Origin of the sequence: Staphylococcus sp. GDY8P196P (assembly GCF_017891705.1) — a bacterium.
Classification (GTDB): Bacteria; Bacillota; Bacilli; order Staphylococcales; family Staphylococcaceae; genus Staphylococcus; species Staphylococcus ureilyticus.
Genome location: NZ_JAESJS010000010.1, coordinates 42,465 through 59,670 on the forward strand (window position 1 = coordinate 42,465; position 17,206 = coordinate 59,670).

General features: G+C 33.2%; 12 protein-coding genes and 2 pseudogenes. 4 read left to right on the plus strand and 10 right to left on the minus strand.

Features of this window, described 5'->3' with window-relative positions; genetic code table 11:
* The first annotated feature begins 38 nt into the window (after positions 1 to 38).
* Complete coding sequence (locus KA814_RS07095; protein WP_064208850.1) at positions 39 to 1,403, plus strand: amino acid permease; 1,365 nt, start codon at positions 39 to 41, stop codon at positions 1,401 to 1,403.
* Positions 1,404 to 1,831: 428 nt separating this feature from the next.
* Here the strand turns inward: KA814_RS07095 and pyk are convergent, their stop codons facing one another.
* The 9 genes and pseudogenes from pyk to KA814_RS07135 form a co-directional block, all read right to left on the minus strand.
* The gene (gene pyk / locus KA814_RS07100; protein WP_046206872.1) at positions 1,832 to 3,592 is read right to left on the minus strand and encodes a pyruvate kinase; all 1,761 of its coding nucleotides are present in this window, start codon (positions 3,590 to 3,592) and stop codon (positions 1,832 to 1,834) included.
* Between the two features lie 20 nt (positions 3,593 to 3,612).
* A complete protein-coding gene (pfkA, locus tag KA814_RS07105) occupies positions 3,613 to 4,581 on the minus strand; it encodes a 6-phosphofructokinase (protein ID WP_046206871.1) in 969 nt (322 codons plus the stop codon).
* 394 nt (positions 4,582 to 4,975) lie between these two features.
* Positions 4,976 to 5,920, minus strand: coding sequence for an acetyl-CoA carboxylase carboxyltransferase subunit alpha (locus tag KA814_RS07110; RefSeq protein WP_064208849.1), 945 nt, complete (start codon positions 5,918 to 5,920; stop codon positions 4,976 to 4,978).
* Entirely contained in the window at positions 5,913 to 6,779 is an 867-nt protein-coding gene (accD, locus tag KA814_RS07115) for an acetyl-CoA carboxylase, carboxyltransferase subunit beta (protein ID WP_046206869.1), read from the minus strand. Before accD ends, KA814_RS07110 begins: the two co-directional genes overlap by 8 nt.
* 75 nt (positions 6,780 to 6,854) lie before the next feature.
* Entirely contained in the window at positions 6,855 to 8,087 is a 1,233-nt protein-coding gene (ystJ, locus tag KA814_RS07120) for an NADP-dependent malic enzyme (protein ID WP_210122708.1), read from the minus strand.
* Positions 8,088 to 8,496: 409 nt separating this feature from the next.
* Positions 8,497 to 11,046: pseudogene (locus KA814_RS07125) on the minus strand (DNA polymerase III subunit alpha); the annotation flags it as partial.
* 113 nt (positions 11,047 to 11,159) lie between these two features.
* Positions 11,160 to 11,529, minus strand: a pseudogene (locus KA814_RS13835) (PHP domain-containing protein); the annotation flags it as partial.
* Positions 11,530 to 11,549: 20 nt separating this feature from the next.
* Positions 11,550 to 12,485 (minus strand): DHH family phosphoesterase, encoded by a 936-nt coding sequence (locus KA814_RS07130; RefSeq protein WP_046206866.1) that lies wholly within the window; start codon positions 12,483 to 12,485, stop codon positions 11,550 to 11,552.
* Positions 12,486 to 12,520: 35 nt separating this feature from the next.
* On the minus strand, positions 12,521 to 13,813 hold the full coding sequence (locus tag KA814_RS07135; RefSeq protein ID WP_046206865.1) for a DRTGG domain-containing protein: 1,293 nt from the start codon (positions 13,811 to 13,813) through the stop codon (positions 12,521 to 12,523).
* Between the two features lie 223 nt (positions 13,814 to 14,036).
* On the opposite strand from KA814_RS07135, the gene KA814_RS07140 reads away from it, so the two are divergent.
* Positions 14,037 to 14,450 carry a universal stress protein gene (locus tag KA814_RS07140; RefSeq protein ID WP_046206864.1) on the plus strand — a complete coding sequence of 138 codons (414 nt, stop codon included), beginning with the start codon at positions 14,037 to 14,039 and terminating at the stop codon, positions 14,448 to 14,450.
* Between the two features lie 145 nt (positions 14,451 to 14,595).
* On the opposite strand, the gene KA814_RS07145 is transcribed toward KA814_RS07140, so the two are convergent.
* Positions 14,596 to 15,285, minus strand: coding sequence for a metal-dependent hydrolase (locus KA814_RS07145; RefSeq protein ID WP_064208846.1), 690 nt, complete (start codon positions 15,283 to 15,285; stop codon positions 14,596 to 14,598).
* Positions 15,286 to 15,489: 204 nt separating this feature from the next.
* Here KA814_RS07145 and KA814_RS07150 point away from each other — a divergent pair, with 204 nt between their 5' ends.
* The gene (locus KA814_RS07150) at positions 15,490 to 16,542 is read left to right on the plus strand and encodes a M24 family metallopeptidase (RefSeq protein WP_046206862.1); all 1,053 of its coding nucleotides are present in this window, start codon (positions 15,490 to 15,492) and stop codon (positions 16,540 to 16,542) included.
* Positions 16,539 to 17,168, plus strand: a complete 630-nt coding sequence (locus tag KA814_RS07155; RefSeq protein WP_046206861.1) for a copper homeostasis protein CutC — start codon at positions 16,539 to 16,541, stop codon at positions 17,166 to 17,168. Before KA814_RS07150 ends, KA814_RS07155 begins: the two co-directional genes overlap by 4 nt.
* The last annotated feature ends 38 nt before the right edge of the window (positions 17,169 to 17,206 follow it).

Sequence of the window (17,206 nt, forward strand, 5' to 3'; positions counted from 1 at the left end):
TCATAATAATAAATAACTTAATAAAGGAGTTAAAACTTATGGCAAAACAACAGTTACAAAGAGAACTCAGCAATAGGCATATACAGTTAATTGCAATTGGAGGTGCAATCGGCACAGGGCTTTTCTTAGGAGCAGGTCAAACCATAGCATTAACTGGTCCTTCGATTTTACTTACATATATCATTATAGGATTTATGTTATTTATGTTTATGCGAGGCTTAGGTGAAATTCTTGTAACAAATACGAATTTTAAATCTTTTGCTGATGTAACAAATCAATACATAGGTTCATTTGCTGGATTTGTTACCGGATGGACATATTGGTTGTGTTGGATTATTACAGGTATGGCAGAGGTTACAGCTGTTGCTAAATACGTTAGTTTCTGGTTCCCACATATCCCCAATTGGATAAGTGCTCTATTTTGTGTATTAATTTTAATGTCACTCAATTTATTAAGCGCTAAACTTTTTGGAGAACTAGAGTTTTGGTTTTCCATCATCAAAGTAGTTACAATCTTAGCACTTATTGTCGTTGGCATTGTAATGATTGTCATGGCATACGATACACAATTTGGACACACCTCGTTAACTAATTTATATCAACATGGTATTTTCCCAAAAGGGATTAGTGGATTTTTAATGTCATTTCAAATGGCACTCTTTTCCTTTGTAGGGATTGAATTGATTGGCGTGACGGCTGGCGAAACAAAAGATCCAACTAAAACGATTCCAAAAGCAATCAACAGCGTTCCGATTAGAATTTTAGTATTTTATGTTGGTGCATTGACTGTAATTATGTCAATCATCCCTTGGAACAATATTAATCCAGAAGAAAGTCCCTTTGTGAGATTATTTGCTTTAATTGGTATTCCATTTGCAGCAGGCATCATCAACTTTGTAGTATTAACAGCTGCTGCTTCTTCTTGTAATAGTGGTATATTTTCAAACAGCCGTATGTTATTTGGGCTTTCAAATCAAAAGCAAGCCCCCCCTATTTTTGAAAAAACAAACAAAAATGGTGTGCCTCATATAGCAATCTTAGTCTCATGTGCTCTATTGTTAATTTCAGCCTTATTGAACTATATTATTCCAAACGCAACTTTAGTATTCACATATATTACAACTGTTTCAACAGTACTATTTTTAGTCGTTTGGGCTTTAATTATTGTTGCTTACATTAATTATCATCGCCAAAACCCAGAAATGCACAAAAATGCTACATATAAATTATTTGGTGGTAAATATATTGGGTATATCATTTTGATTTTCTTCTTTTTAGTATTTTGCTTACTTTTCGTAAATGTAGAAACAAGACGAGCAGTCTATTTAACACCTTTTTGGTTTATCATCTTGAGTCTTATGTATCTAAGATATAAAAAATTCGCTACTTCAGATATGAAGTAATCCTATCAACAACTATTGTTGAATGCTTCAACACATCAATAATCTAATACAATAGCCTAAGACATAAAATGGTCTTGGGCTATTTCTGTATAAAAAAGAGAATTGATGCTACATCGTTATGTGTAGTGTTTAACAATAGTATTTGAGTATCTCAATACACGGTGTATATATCATATCGAAATCATTTAAACAGATAACTATTGACGTGCTTAACATGTGTTATATATCAATCAAATAAGCGCAATCTGTTAATGTTTTTATGGTATGATGTATTACTTTAAGTGACGATTATAAATCGAGTAACGATGTTAAAGTTTTATATCTAGAAAAAATGCACTTCCACTTATAAATGGAAGTGCATTTTTAATTTGTATTATCACTTATGTTGCTTATATTATGAGTAAGGATTTAGCATATGATAACTATGATTAAAGTACGTTCGCATATCCTTCAAATACTTTTCCTTGATTTGCATCTACCGTAATCAAGATATCATTTTGTATCTCTTTAGTCGCATTTTCAACACCTACAATTGTTGGAATGCCTTTTTCTAGACCTATAATTGCGCTCGGAGAAGTGATGCCGCTCTCTTCAGCAATTAAGCCACTGGCTTTTTCAATGTAAGGGACAAGCGTTTCATCTACAGAAGTTGTGACAATGACCGTTTCACTTAAATCTTTGCCTTCAAGTTCACTCGCATCATTCACTACTAAAGTATTTCCAACAACTGAATTTCTACCGATACCTTGACCTTTAGCTAATTCGTCACCTACTAGATGTAATTTCATCATATTTGTTGTCCCTTTTTCTCCTGTAGGTACACCTGCTGTAATAATGATTAAATCACCATTTTGAACTTTTTCAGTTTCGACCGCTGTAGCAACTGCTGTGTTCAACATAGCATCTGTTGTTTTACGTCCTTCTTTAACGACAGGGTGAATACCCCAAACCAATGCACATTGACGCGCAGTTTCAGCATGTGGTGTAACCGCAATAATATCTGATTTAGGACGATATTTAGAAATCGTTCTAGCAGTAGAACCACTTTCAGTTGCTGCTACAATCGCTTTTACATTTAAATTTAATGCTGTATGCGCTACTGAAACACCAATTGCATTAACTAATGAAGTTTGCACTAATTTAGTTCGATCGGATAATAATCGTTTATAATCTTGTGCAGCTTCAGCTGAAATTGCAATATTACGCATTGTTTTGACTGCTTCTTCTGGGTATAATCCAGCAGCTGTTTCGCCTGATAGCATAACTGCATCTGTACCATCATAAATGGCATTCGCAACGTCACTTGCTTCAGCACGTGTCGCACGAGGATTACGTTGCATTGAGTCTAACATTTGCGTCGCTGTGATAACAGGCTTACCTAATTTATTACATTGTCTGATTAAGTCTTTTTGCACCATTGGTACGGATTCAGGTGGTATTTCAACACCCATATCACCACGAGCAACCATTAAACCGTCTGAAACTTCAAGTATTTCTTTAATATTGTCAATACCTTCTTGGTTTTCGATTTTAGGTATAATGCTAATGTTTGTGTTTTTACCATCTTCAAGTAATTTACGAATGTCTAGTACATCACTCGGACGACGCACAAAACTTGCAGCGATAAAGTCAATATTTTCACTTATACCGAATTTAATATCTTCAGCATCTTTATCAGTGATACCTGGTAAACTTACTTTAACACCTGGTAAGTTTACGCCTTTTTTATTTTTTAATTCTCCAGTGTTTAAAACATCACATACAACTTCACCGTTTGCTTTATCTATTTGTTTTACTTGTAATTCAATAAGGCCATCATCTAATAAAATATATGAGCCTTCTTGAACATCATTTATTAGATTATCGTACGTTACTGAGAATTTTTCAGGTGTACCTTCAACTTCAGTCATACTTACGATGACTTCCGTACCTTTTTCAAGTTCAATAGCACCATCTTTCATGTTGTGAGTACGGATTTCAGGACCTTTAGTATCCAATAATATTGCAACTGTTTTACCTAATCTTTGAGATACTTCACGAATTCTATCAATTCTAGCTTTATGTTCTGCATGATCACCATGTGAGAAATTCAATCTCGCAACATTCATTCCAGCTTTAATTAATTTCTCAAGCATTTCTTCAGACTCAGATGCAGGTCCAATTGTACAAACAATTTTAGTTTTTCTCATTATTAATGCCTCCCAGTATTTTATATCGATAATTCATTTGCTAAAGCAAATGTTTCAAAATCAAACTTGTGTTCATTTGACCTAAATATTTCTTCAAATGAAGTGTCTGTTAATTCATTGTTGCGAATACCAACGCCGATTGCTGTTTTTCCTTCTAGTAATAAGTCTACAGCATGTCCACCTAATCGTGAAGCAAGCATTCTATCTGCGCCACTTGGACTGCCGCCACGTTGGATATGACCAAGCACAGATACACGTGCATCAACATTAATATACTTTGTCAGTTCTTTTGCACAATCTTCTCCAGACATACAACCTTCTGCAACCATAACAATGGAATGTTTTTTTCCACGTCTTATTCCGTTGTCAATTTTTTCAGCTACATCTTTAATATCTGTTTCCACTTCTGGGACAATGATCGTTTCAGCTCCTACTGAAAGTCCAGCCCATAGTGCTAAATCTCCACAATCACGACCCATAACTTCTATGATGAATGTTCTAGCATGACTTGAAGCCGTATCGCGAATTTTATCAACACAATCTATAATGGTATTTAATGCAGTATCAAATCCAATTGTAAAGTCTGAACCGTTGATATCATTATCTATCGTACCTGGTACACCTATCGTTTGAATTTCTTTACATTCTTCGCTAATGCGTTGCGCACCTCTATAGCTACCATCTCCGCCTATTACTACTAGGCCTTCAATACCTCTTTTGCGCAAGTTCTCTATTGCTTTTTGTCGAACTTCTGCTTCTTTAAATTCAGGACACCTTGCTGAATACAGAAAAGTTCCGCCACGTTGGATTGTATCTCCAACAGAACCGAGCTCCAACTTCTCGATATCATCGTTTAATAATCCTTGATAGCCTTGGTAAACACCGTAAACTTCAATATTATTATAAATCGCTTTTCTAACAACAGCTCTAATAGCCGCGTTCATGCCTGGTGAATCTCCACCGCTAGTCAACACTGCAATTTTTTTCATGACGACATACCTTTCTAACATGTATTTCTTATTCTAAAAATACCATAAAATTATAGAAGGTGCCATTAAAATAGGGCATTGTAACTCATGTAAACGTTTTTAATTATTGTAAAAAAACATTTTACAATACGAAAGCGTTTCCTTATATTTTATATTTTCAAAACAATGATACTTTATCATACCTTTAACTTTACTTTATTAAACAGATATCTCAAATTCCCACTTTTGACTTACTTTACTCAATAAAAAAAGAGCACTAATATGAAATCAGGGGGCTGTATACCTGATTGCAATTTAATGCTCTTTTAAAACCTTAGACTTTAAAATCCACATGGTTAGTATGAATACTATAAAAAATGGCTTTGCAGAAGTATATTATTTCGTGTCTTTTTAATTATTCATTAAAAGAACCGATATTTCTAAATTTGTCATAGCGATCATCTATGATTTGTTGTTCATTAAACGCACTTAATTCTTTCAAATGTTTTAAAAATGCACTTTTTATATTTTGAGCTTGCTTTTCAATATCATGATGAGCGCCACCAAGTGGTTCTTTTAAAACTTCATCGGCAATTTTCAATTCATATAAATCTTCTGCAGTAATCTTCATTGTTTCCGCAGCTATTTGTGCTAAATTACTATCTTTCCATAATAATGCAGATGCACCCTCTGGTGAAATTACAGAATATGTGCTGTTTTCCAGCATTAATAAACGATTCGAAATGCCAAGACCTAAAGCGCCACCGCTTCCACCTTCACCAATTACAACCGCAATGACTGGCACTTTAAGTGCTGCCATTTCGATAAGGTTTTTAGCAATAGATTCACTTTGACCACGTTCTTCTGCTGCTTTCCCTGGATAAGCTCCTTTTGTATCGATAAATGTAAAAATAGGTCTATTAAATTTTTCAGCTTGCTTCATTAAGCGTAAGGCTTTTCTATATCCTTCAGGATGCGCCATACCAAAGTTACGATAAATATTATCTTTAGTATCTTTCCCACGTTGTTGACCAACAACTGTAACTGCTTGGCCATTTAAATAGCCAATACCGCCAATCATAGCTGGATCATCTCGGAAATTACGATCACCATGTAACTCAATAAAGGAATCAAAAATATGAGGTATATAATCTAGAGATGTAGGTCTTTCTTGTAAGCGCGCTAATTGTACTCGATCCCATGGCTTTAAATGAGTATATACCTTTTGTGTTTCACGCTCTAATGAAGCCTCAAGCATATCAATTTCTTCCTGTAAGTCCACGTCATTTTTTTCTTGTGATTCTTTTAACGATTCAATTTTGTTTTTTATTTCAAAAAGTGGCTTTTCAAAGTCAAGCATTCGTTTTCACCTCTTGGTGCATTTTTAAAATATTAGATAGTGTTACTTTCATTTCTTTTCTATGTACAACTTTATCTAATTGTCCATGCTCTAATAAAAATTCAGCAGTTTGGAAGTCGTCAGGTAGCTTTTCATTAATCGTTTGTTCAATCACTCGTCTACCAGCAAAACCAATAAGTGCTTTAGGTTCACTTAAATTAATATCACCAACTGAAGCAAAGCTTGCCGATACACCACCTGTTGTTGGGTTTGTAATATACGAAATATATAGCAATCCATGATCCATATGTCTTTTTAAAGTGACACTGGTTTTACCCATTTGCATTAAAGATATGATACCTTCTTGCATTCTAGCGCCACCACTAGCAGAAAATAGGATGAACGGTAAACGATGCTCAGTACAATATTCTATAATTCTACATATCTTTTCACCAACCACTGAGCCCATGCTACCCATTCTAAATCTAGCATCCATCACAGCTACGCCAAATTCAATACCTTCTAAATGTGCTGTACCAGTAACAACAGCTTCATTTAACTCTGTTTTTTGTTGATCTTTTTGAATTTTTTCTTCATAACTTGGAAAATCCAATGGATTCGCAGAGGTCATTCCTTTATCAAATTCTGTGAATGTACCTTCATCAGAAATGGCTTCAATTCTTTTATACGCTGTTAAAGCGATGTGATGATCACAATTGAAACATACATTTAAATTTTCAGCTAATTCTTTAGTATACATGATCTTCTTACATTTCGGGCATTTTGTCATAATTCCTGCTGGAACATCACTTTGTTTTGAATCGGAAACAGTCACATACTTTTTCTTTTTACTACTTCTATTGAAAAAATCTTTAAACATTTTAAACCTCCACTTAACCATTACTGTCTTCCCAATATTATAAACACAATATTTTGAGATCAGTATTCATGAATATTATTTATCTAAATCTGTTAATTTCATTGTTTTATTATAAATTTCTTCTGGGTCCATATCTGTTCTTGCTACCCCTGTTTCCATTGCTGCTTTTGCAACTTCTCTAGCAACAGAAGGTGCCACACGTTTATCAAATGGACCAGGAATACAGTAATCTGGATTTAATTCTTCTGGTTTAATTAAATTTGCAATTGCTTCTACTGCAGCTTGTTTCATCTCTTCATTTATATGCGTAGCTTCTACATCTAATGCACCTCTAAAAATACCAGGAAATGCAAGGACATTATTGATTTGATTTGGATAATCCGAACGACCAGTTCCAATTACTTTAGCACCTGCTTCTTTTGCTACATCAGGATTGATTTCAGGATTCGGATTTGCCATAGAAAATATAATTGGATCTTTAGCCATTGATTCAACCATTTCTTTTGTTAACAAATCGGCTACAGAAACGCCAATAAATACGTCAGCATCTTTTATGACATCACTTAACGAGCCTTCTACTTTATCTCTGTTTGTCCATTTAGCTACAAATGCTTTTGTATCATTCATACCATAAGAACGACCTTCGTAAATAGCACCTTTGGAATCACACATAATCATATCTCTAACACCATATGAATAAAGCAATTGAACAATTGCCATACCTGCTGCACCTGCTCCGTTAAGTACCACTTTTATATCAGATAATTCTTTATCTATAATGCGCAGTGCATTAATCATACCTGCAACTGTTACAATTGCAGTACCATGTTGGTCATCATGAAAAACAGGTATTTTTGTTTCTTTTTTTAAACGCGCTTCAATTTCAAAACAACGTGGTGCAGAAATATCTTCAAGATTAATGCCACCATAGTTTGGTTCTAATAATTTTACCGTATTTACAATTTCATCTGTATCCGTAGTATTTAGTGCAATCGGCACACCATCAATGCCTGAAAAACTTTTAAACAAAACTGCTTTCCCTTCCATTACTGGAATACTAGCTTCTGCACCAATGTTGCCCAATCCAAGTACAGCTGTACCATCTGTAACAACCGCGACTGTATTTGCTTTCATTGTATATTCAAATACTTTTCTAGGGTCTTCATGTATTTCTTTACATGGTTCAGCTACACCTGGTGAATATGCCAAACTTAGCTCTTCTTTATTGGTCACTTGAACTTTTGGTGTAACTTCTAATTTACCTTGATTAATTCTATGCATTTCTAGTGCGTCGTCTCTTAATGTCATGTAAACCTACCCCTTACATTCAATAATTTTAATCAGTCATATATATTTTTATTACAATCTAACAAAAATTACAAATGTTATCGTTAGCATTAAATCATAAGCACATGTTGTATGATAACTTTTGTAATAAAAACATATATTTTACATGTAGTATTTAAACTATCATTTAATATAAACTGATGGTAAGTATCAACTTAACCATCAGTTTACTATATCATAGTTTATAGACTTGATAAAGTTAAATTATCCTTATATCCCATGGTGAAAACTTGGCTATCAGCGTTTCAATTTTTTCTTTTTTACGTGTTATAAAACCTATAATTTTAAATTGATTTTGGTTTTCTTGAAAATATTTCACTGGGATGTCATCTGCCGTTGCTTGTAAATTTAACTGCTTTTTTATTTCTGATAAATCTTCTATATTTCTAATGATGATTTGTTTTGCATTTGCTAGTTTATTACTTTCAAACGACGCAACACTTTCTATTTGGTTAATAATAAGTTGTTTTTTATTATTTCTATATTCAAATTTACCTTTCACAATAAGTGTATCTGTCTTGTTTAAGTATATTTCGAATTTTTTATATGCGTCTGGGAACACTACCCCATCTAAATTATTAAGTCCATCATTTAACGTAATAAATGCCATATTTTGTCCGTTTTTAGTACGAATACGTTTTAACTGGTCGATTTGAATAAAGATAGGTTGATTATCTCTAGCATTATTAAGCTTATAAATACCAAGATATTGTTTTTCTTCAAATGCCTTCTCTACAGGATGTGTCGAGACATAAAACCCTAAATATTCTTTTTCATAATCACTTAGTACTTGATCTGGTAATTCTTCTTTGTCTTCATAAGATGTTTTTGGGGTCAATACATCAAAAATAAAATCATCTTGTTCCACATTGGATACGTCATCTAACACTTGATCAATCGCATGCAATAACGTCGCTCTATTTTTACCAAATGTATCATAAGCCCCGACTAATATTAATGCTTCAAGTAATTTTCTACTCTTTATTCTTTTAGGTATACGACGTGTAAAATCAAAGAAATCTTTATATATACCATTACTTTTTCTTTCATCAACAATAAGTTTAACACTCTGATAGCCGATGCCTTTAATTGCGCCTAAAGATAGATAGATACCTTTGTTGCTTGCTTTATAAAACCAATGACTTTCATTAATATTGGGTGCCAATATATTTAATTGCTGATGTTTCGCTTCATCGATCATTTGTGCTGTCTTCTTTTCACTACCAATTGAATTACTTAGGATATTGGCATAAAAATAATTAGCATAATGTACTTTTAAATAACTCATAATATAAGCTATTTTGGAGTAACTCACCGCATGTGCACGTGCGAAGCCATAATCTGCAAATTTTAAAATCAGATCAAAAATTTGTTTGCTTAATCGTTCATCATACCCGTTACTTAAAGCACCTTCCACAAAGTGTTGTCGCTCACTCTCTAATACTGCACGATTCTTTTTACTCATTGCACGTCTTAATATATCTGCTTCACCATAACTAAAATTAGCAAACTTACTCGCAATTTGCATAATTTGTTCCTGATAGATAATAACACCATACGTTGTTTTTAATATAGGCTCTAAGTCTTTATGCAAATATTGTACTTTTTCAGGGAAGTGTCTCCTAGTAATATACGTTGGTATTTCTTCCATAGGTCCAGGTCTATACAAAGAAGTTACAGCTACAATATCTTCAAATTGTTCTGGTTGTAATTTTTTCAATACATTTCTTATACCATCAGATTCTAATTGGAATACACCTGTTGTATCACCATGTGAGAGTAACTGAAATACTTTTGAATCATTAAAAGGAATGGCTTCAATATCTATATCAATGTTCATATCTCTTTTCACTTGCTTAACGATTTGATGAATAATAGATAAATTTCGTAAACCTAGAAAATCAATTTTCAACAGGCCAATACGTTCCGCTTCGGTCATAGTCCACTGTGTCAGTATGCCAGTATCACCTAAAGTTAATGGTGTATACTCATATAAAGGGTGGTCGTTTATAATGATCCCTGCTGCATGTGTTGACGTATGTCGTGGTAGACCTTCTAATTTTTTACAAATTTCAAACCAGCGTTCATGCCGATGATTTCTATGCACAAATTGTTTAAATTCCTTTTTCTCATATGCCTCATCTAATGTAATGCCTAATTTATGAGGGATTAAAGATGAAATTTCATTTAATGTTATTTCATCAAAACCCATAATCCGACCGACGTCTCTTGAAACTGCCCTTGCTAATAAATGACCAAATGTCACTATACCAGAAACATGATTATTGCCATATTTTTCTTGTACATATTTAATCACTTTTTCTCTATGTGTATCTTCAAAATCAATATCAATATCTGGCATAGTAACACGCTCAGGATTTAAAAAACGCTCAAATAACAAGTTATATTTAATGGGATCAATCGTCGTAATATCTAATAGGTAACTAACTAAAGAACCAGCAGATGAACCACGACCTGGACCAACTAATACATCATGCGTTTTAGCAAAATGTATTAAATCACTTACAATTAAAAAATAGTCTTCAAAACCCATGCGTGTAATAATTTCATATTCATGATTAAGCCTTTTAGCATATCTTTGTAGTGATGCTTGGGATAGATTTAACTGTTTCAAATTTTGTTGAAGCATCTCATAAAGATAATCTTTAGACGGCTGATTATTTGGTGTTTTAAATTTAGGTAATAATGATTGATGATATTGTAGTTCGGCATTACAAATGGATGCGATGTAATTTGTATTTTGCCAAATACGCTCACTAACATGGAATGTATCTAGATCAGCTCTACTAAACATATGTGCGTTGTAATCATGCACTTCTTTAACTAAATCTAATTTCTCATTATTTTTTATAGCAGCTAATGCCGTTAAAGTATCCGCATCTTCTTCATTTAAATAGTTTGTACTTTGTGCCCACACGGCCGGAAAATCTAAACCTTGTTGGCTACTATGATTTACAAATATATCTTCATTACCAATAAAATTTTGTAATATGCTTTGGTGTGCTTCATTTACATCTTTAAATATGACAATCAAATGATCAATATATTTATTAAGCCACTCTAAGGGCGTTTCAGACTTTTCTTTCATTTTTATTGCAGACGATAATTTAAATAAATCTTTTAGACCTTGATTATTTTTAGCAAGGACTATGGTTTCAACTGAAGCTAAACCATCTGTGAGATAAATCGTCATACCAAATATTGGATGAATATTTGCTGCTATGCACGCGTCGTAGAATTGGGGATAACCATATAAAACATTTGTATCTGTAATTGCTAATGATGTGTAACCTTCTTTCGTTGCTTTCGCAATGACATCTTTAATTTTAATACTTGAATTCAATAAGTCATACGATGTATGAACGTTTAAATGCGCAACCATCAGCAAATACCTCCCAAATCTTACAATTTATTATTTAATGCTTGTGCTAATTCTTCAAATTGTTGCCAATCTGCAACGGAAACACCGGATGCATTCGGATGGCCTCCACCACCAAATGCATTAGCAATATCATTAATGACGATACCTTTAGAACGAATGCGACATCTAATTTCAGTTCCTTCATCTACCGCAAAAACCCATATTTTCAATCCTTGAATATCAGCAATCGCATTGACAAATAGCGAAGCTTCATTCGCTACAATATCAAATTTTTCTAGTACATCTTTTGTGATTTTCACCTTACAAAAACCTTTATCATTTAAATCAAAATTTTGTAAAACATAGCCTTGAAATGGCAATAATTTAGGATCTTTTTCACCCAATTTATTCAATTCTTGTTGATGATTAAATGAATATTTTAATAATTGGCTTGCGACTTCCATCGTATGTGGTGTTGTATTATTAAATAAAAAACGCCCAGTATCTCCAACAATACCTAGATACAATACTCTTGCTACAGAATCATCAATCAGAGATTGATCGTTAAAATGACTTATGAAATCAAAAATAATCTCACTCGTTGATGATGCTTCATCATTGACATAATTTATATCTCCATATTGGTCAACTGCTGGGTGATGATCAATTTTAACAAGACGTTTGCCAGTATTGAATCTATGGTCACTGATTCTCGGTGCATTAGCAGTGTCGCATACGATAACCAATGCTTCGTTATATTGGTCATCACTAATATCATCAAAAGTACCGATAAAATCAAGCGACGGTTCTCCTTCTCCAACTGCAAAAATATTCTTTTCTGGAAATTTAAGTTTTAAGTAATTTTTCAAGCCGAGTTGCGATCCATAAGCATCCGGGTCTGGTCTCACATGTCTATGTATAATTACTGTTTGAACCGCTTTTATTTCATCCATAATTTGATTAAATTCCATCGTCATTTTATATCTTCCTTTTTATATTTTATATATACCCTTTAATCTATCATCTGACAAATGATCATTGCTTTTGCAACATGTTTACCATCACTTGTCATCGTTACCTCTAATTTAGCAAAATTTCTACCTACATCTAACATATCATAATGTACATTGATTTCAGATTCAATTTGCACAGTCTTAATGTAAATGATATTTAAACTTTCAATCATTACTTCAAGTTTCTTTAATTTCCGCATTTCATAACGAACGGTTTCTTCAATAATTGCTACAAAAACTGCTTTACTCAATGTGCCAAATTGATTTGTAAGTAAAGGCGAAGTTTGTACTTGAATATCATCGTTTGCAATTGTAATATGTTTAGCTACTTGGTCATTAATGGTTTCACCTACTTGTGGCTGACGACTCAGCAATTGCATTGCTGTTAATACATCTTTTCTGGTAATTACACCTATTAATTTTTTGCTTGGTGAAATCACTGGTAATAATTCAATACCTTCCCAAATCATCATGTGTGCACAATTTGCAACAGTAGTTGAAAGTTGTACATTGAGTGGAGACTTCGTCATAAAATGTGCTAAAGTATCATTGTCATCCATTTTAATTATTTCTTTACTTGTGATAATACCAACTAAACGCCAATGTTCATCAATAACCGGGAATCTGGAATGTCCTGTGCGTTTTGCTTTTTCTTTGTAATCGTGCAAGGTCATATTATCAAAAACCACAGTATCTTCATTCACTGATTTAACTATGTCTTCAACGACCAATATTTCTTTCCGAATCATTTGATTATACATCGCTCTATTAATAATATTTGCAACTAAATATGTATCATAATTAGATGACAGTATCGGTAAATCATGTTCATCGGCATATTTGATTATCTCATTAGACGTTCTGAAACCACCAGTAATCAATACTGCGCTTCCTCTTTTCAATGCGGCCAATTGGACATCTTTACGATTTCCTACAATCAATAATGTGTGAGGACTTAAATACTTTACCACATCTTCAATTTCCATTGCGCCAATTGCAAATTTTGATAATGTCTTAATAAGGCCATTTCTTCCTCCTAATACTTGTCCATCAATTATTTTTACAATTTCTCCAAATGTAAGTTGTTCAATTTGTTCACGTGATTTCTTTTCTATTCGGACAGTACCAACTCTATCTATTGTTGCTACTAAACCAATTCTACCGGCATCTTTAATCGCACGATACGCTGTCCCCTCAGAGACATTTAAATCTTTCGCTATTTTTCTAACAGAAATCTTTTGTCCTACTGCTAAAGATTCGATATAAGATAAAATTTGCTCATGCTTTGTCATTTTAATAACCTCATTTTTGACATTTTCTATGATATTATAACTTTTTATAGCTAAAATTGCGATTTAATCACTTAAAAAATATATTTTAACTATAATTATGACATATATTCAGTAATATATTAATATTTATAAAACTTTTTACTCTGTTACTATGAAAATATATAATTTTTAATTTGATTTGTGATAAACTCTAATTAGAATAGAATTAAGGAGGGATGGAATAATGTTTAAAAATATTTTACTCGGTGTTGATACCACACTTAAAAATGAAAAAGCACTAGAAGAAGTTTCAAAATTAGCTGGTGAAGGTACTGTTGTAACAATTCTTAACGCAATCAGTGAACAAGATGCACAAGCATCGATTAAATCTGGTGTTCATTTAGATAAACTTGTTGAAAAACGTAGTAAAGGTTTAGAAAATACACGAAATACGCTCGATGAATATGGCATTAAATATGATGAAATCATTGTTCGTGGTAATGCTAAAGAACAATTGGTAAAAGAGGCAAATAGTGGTAAATATGAAATTGTTGTACTTAGTAACCGTCGTGCTGAAGCCAAGAAAAAATTCGTGCTAGGTAGTGTGAGTCATAAAGTTGCTAAAAGAGCAAGCATCCCTGTGCTTATTGTAAAATAGCATAACACTTAATATGACTCTAATAGTCACCTCATTGCATCAAACGATCCAATTCTATAAAACCAAAGAAAACGCCAATTCCTCTAAAATCCTAGTAGAAATTGGCGTTTTTGTTTTATCCAAGATTTTTTATGTCACAATCACTTTAAAGTTGGACTGCATCACCTGGATTTAATATCTGTACTTCACCTTCTGAAACAGCTGACTTGAAATCTTCTGGATTTTGTTTAATCAAGTCAAATGTATTGTAGTGAATTGGTACTGTAATTTTAGGTTTAATGAATTGGTTGATTGCATAACTAGCATCATCAATGCCCATTGTGAAATTATCACCAATTGGAATAAAGCATATATCGACAGGATGACGCTCAGCAATTAATTTCATGTCACCAAATAATCCTGTATCACCAGTATGATAAATCGTCTTGCCTTCTATTTCTAAAATTAGCCCCATCGGCATACCTAAATATACGGGAATACCCTTGTCATCAGTCAAACTAGAACTGTGAAACGCTTGTACAAACTTAACCGTTCCAAAATCAAATTCTGCTTTACCACCAATATTCATAGGTCTAACATTTTCAACATTTTTAGTAGTCGTTAAATAATCACCTAATTCAGCTGAACCAATAACTGTTGCATGGTTTCTATTTGCTAATTCAACTGTATCACCAAAATGATCGCCATGACCATGTGTTAAAATTATATAATCTACTTCTAAAGTTTCAGCATCTAAATCAGATAAATCGTTTCCCGTAATAAATGGATCAACAATTACTTTTTTGCCATTTGCTTCAAAATAAATTGTTGATTGTCCATGAAAAGATAATTTCATATCGATAATTCCTCCCATAAAACTATTTATTTTATATATACCACAATGATTAATAGTTATAACACACTTTTACCAAAATACGTGTTTATGAACGATAAATTTTTTTATAATTTTAGCAATATACTTTATTTCAACATATTATTTTTGAATTCCTTACACAACTAACATAAAATTAATATAATCATATATTTAGGAGGCAGTAAAATGAAGTTACAACAAGTTATAGAATCATTAAAGTCACAACAAGCTGATGCAGCATGGATTACTACCCCATTAAACATCTTTTATTTCACCGGCTATTTAAGTGATCCTCACGAACGGTTACTAGCTCTTTTAATCAAAGCGAATGGTGATCAAGTTTTATTTTGCCCACAACTTGAAGTTGAAGAAGTTAAAGCTTCACCTTTTGAGGGAGAGGTCATTGGTTACCTTGATACAGAAAATGCATTAGACAAATATCCACATACTTTCAATAAAATGTTAGTAGAAGCGGCTCATTTAACTGTACAGCGCCAACGTGAATTAATCGAAGCTTTCAAAGTACAATCGTTCGGTGACATAGATCAAACGATAAAGTCACTACGTAATGTTAAAAGTGAATCTGAAATCGCTAAAATTCGGAAAGCTTGTGAACTAGCAGATAAATGTATAGAAATTGGAGCAGATTTCTTAAAAGAAGGTGTGACAGAACGACAAGTTGTTAATCACATTGAATATGAAATCAAAGCTTATGGAGTTAATGAAATGAGCTTTGATACAATGGTCCTTTTCGGTGATCACGCAGCATCACCACACGGTATACCTGGCGACCGTCAATTACAAAATAATGAATTTGTGTTATTTGATTTAGGCGTCATTTACGAAAATTATTGTAGTGATATGACCAGAACAATTAAATTTGGAAAGCCTAGTTCAGAAGCTCAAAACATTTACGATACCGTATTAAAAGCTGAACAAGCGGCGATTGCTGCAATTAAACCTGGTGTACAAATCAAAGATGTAGACGCTATTGCTCGAGATATTATCACAGATGCTGGTTATGGAGACTACTTCCCTCATCGATTAGGACATGGCCTAGGATTAGAAGAGCATGAATACCAAGATGTTTCTAGTACAAATACAAATGAATTCGTACCGGGTATGGTTGTAACAGTCGAACCTGGCATCTATGTTCCAGGAGTAGCTGGTGTGCGTATAGAAGATGATATTCTTGTTACTGAAAATGGAAACGAAAGCTTAACAGGTTACGAAAAATGATCAAAGAGGCCGTAGTCGAAACAATCCAACAAGTTGAATACGCAATTGAAAATGGTGCAGATCGTATTGAATTATGTGATAACTTACATGTCGGAGGTACCACACCTAGTATTGGAATGATTGAAATTGCTACTGAAATTTGTAAAGCAAATCACGTAGAAATTGCTATCATGATACGCCCTCGCGGAGGCAACTTTGTATATAGCTTATACGACTTTGAAATTATGCAACGAGATATTAAAGCTATTAAATCATATGATATTGACTACTTTGTTTTCGGTTGTTTAACAGAAGATAATACACTGAACGAATGGCAAATGAAAACTTTAAAACAACTCGCATCACCAATACCTGTTGTTTGTCATATGGCTTTCGACGAAATTCATTTAGAAGGACAAGTAAAAGCATTACACAAATTAATTGAACTAGGTTTTACCAGGTTACTGACACATGGTGGTCCAGCAGAAACTGATATTTTTGATAATTTAAATCAACTTGGTAAATTGGTCGTGAATTCTGGTGGAAATATTGAAATCATGCCTGGTGGTGGTTTAACAAAATCTAATGTTCAAGCGCTCGTTGCTGCATTTCCTTTTCAAGAAGTACACGGTACAAAAATTGTATAGCAGTATCAAATAATCTTATATGACATTCAAATGCTTAA

Excerpts from the sequence above, each read along its gene's own strand:
- KA814_RS07110 (WP_064208849.1), bottom strand. The coding sequence starts at position 5,920 with ATGCTTGACTTTGAAAAGCCACTTTTTGAAATAAAAAACAAAATTGAA.
- pyk (WP_046206872.1), bottom strand. The coding sequence starts at position 3,592 with ATGAGAAAAACTAAAATTGTTTGTACAATTGGACCTGCATCTGAGTCT.
- KA814_RS07155 (WP_046206861.1), top strand. The coding sequence starts at position 16,539 with ATGATCAAAGAGGCCGTAGTCGAAACAATCCAACAAGTTGAATACGCA.
- KA814_RS07140 (WP_046206864.1), top strand. The coding sequence starts at position 14,037 with ATGTTTAAAAATATTTTACTCGGTGTTGATACCACACTTAAAAATGAA.
- accD (WP_046206869.1), bottom strand. The coding sequence starts at position 6,779 with ATGTTTAAAGATTTTTTCAATAGAAGTAGTAAAAAGAAAAAGTATGTG.
- pfkA (WP_046206871.1), bottom strand. The coding sequence starts at position 4,581 with ATGAAAAAAATTGCAGTGTTGACTAGCGGTGGAGATTCACCAGGCATG.
- KA814_RS07150 (WP_046206862.1), top strand. The coding sequence starts at position 15,490 with ATGAAGTTACAACAAGTTATAGAATCATTAAAGTCACAACAAGCTGAT.
- KA814_RS07130 (WP_046206866.1), bottom strand. The coding sequence starts at position 12,485 with ATGACGATGGAATTTAATCAAATTATGGATGAAATAAAAGCGGTTCAA.
- KA814_RS07135 (WP_046206865.1), bottom strand. The coding sequence starts at position 13,813 with ATGACAAAGCATGAGCAAATTTTATCTTATATCGAATCTTTAGCAGTA.
- KA814_RS07145 (WP_064208846.1), bottom strand. The coding sequence starts at position 15,285 with ATGAAATTATCTTTTCATGGACAATCAACAATTTATTTTGAAGCAAAT.
- ystJ (WP_210122708.1), bottom strand. The coding sequence starts at position 8,087 with ATGACATTAAGAGACGACGCACTAGAAATGCATAGAATTAATCAAGGT.
- KA814_RS07095 (WP_064208850.1), top strand. The coding sequence starts at position 39 with ATGGCAAAACAACAGTTACAAAGAGAACTCAGCAATAGGCATATACAG.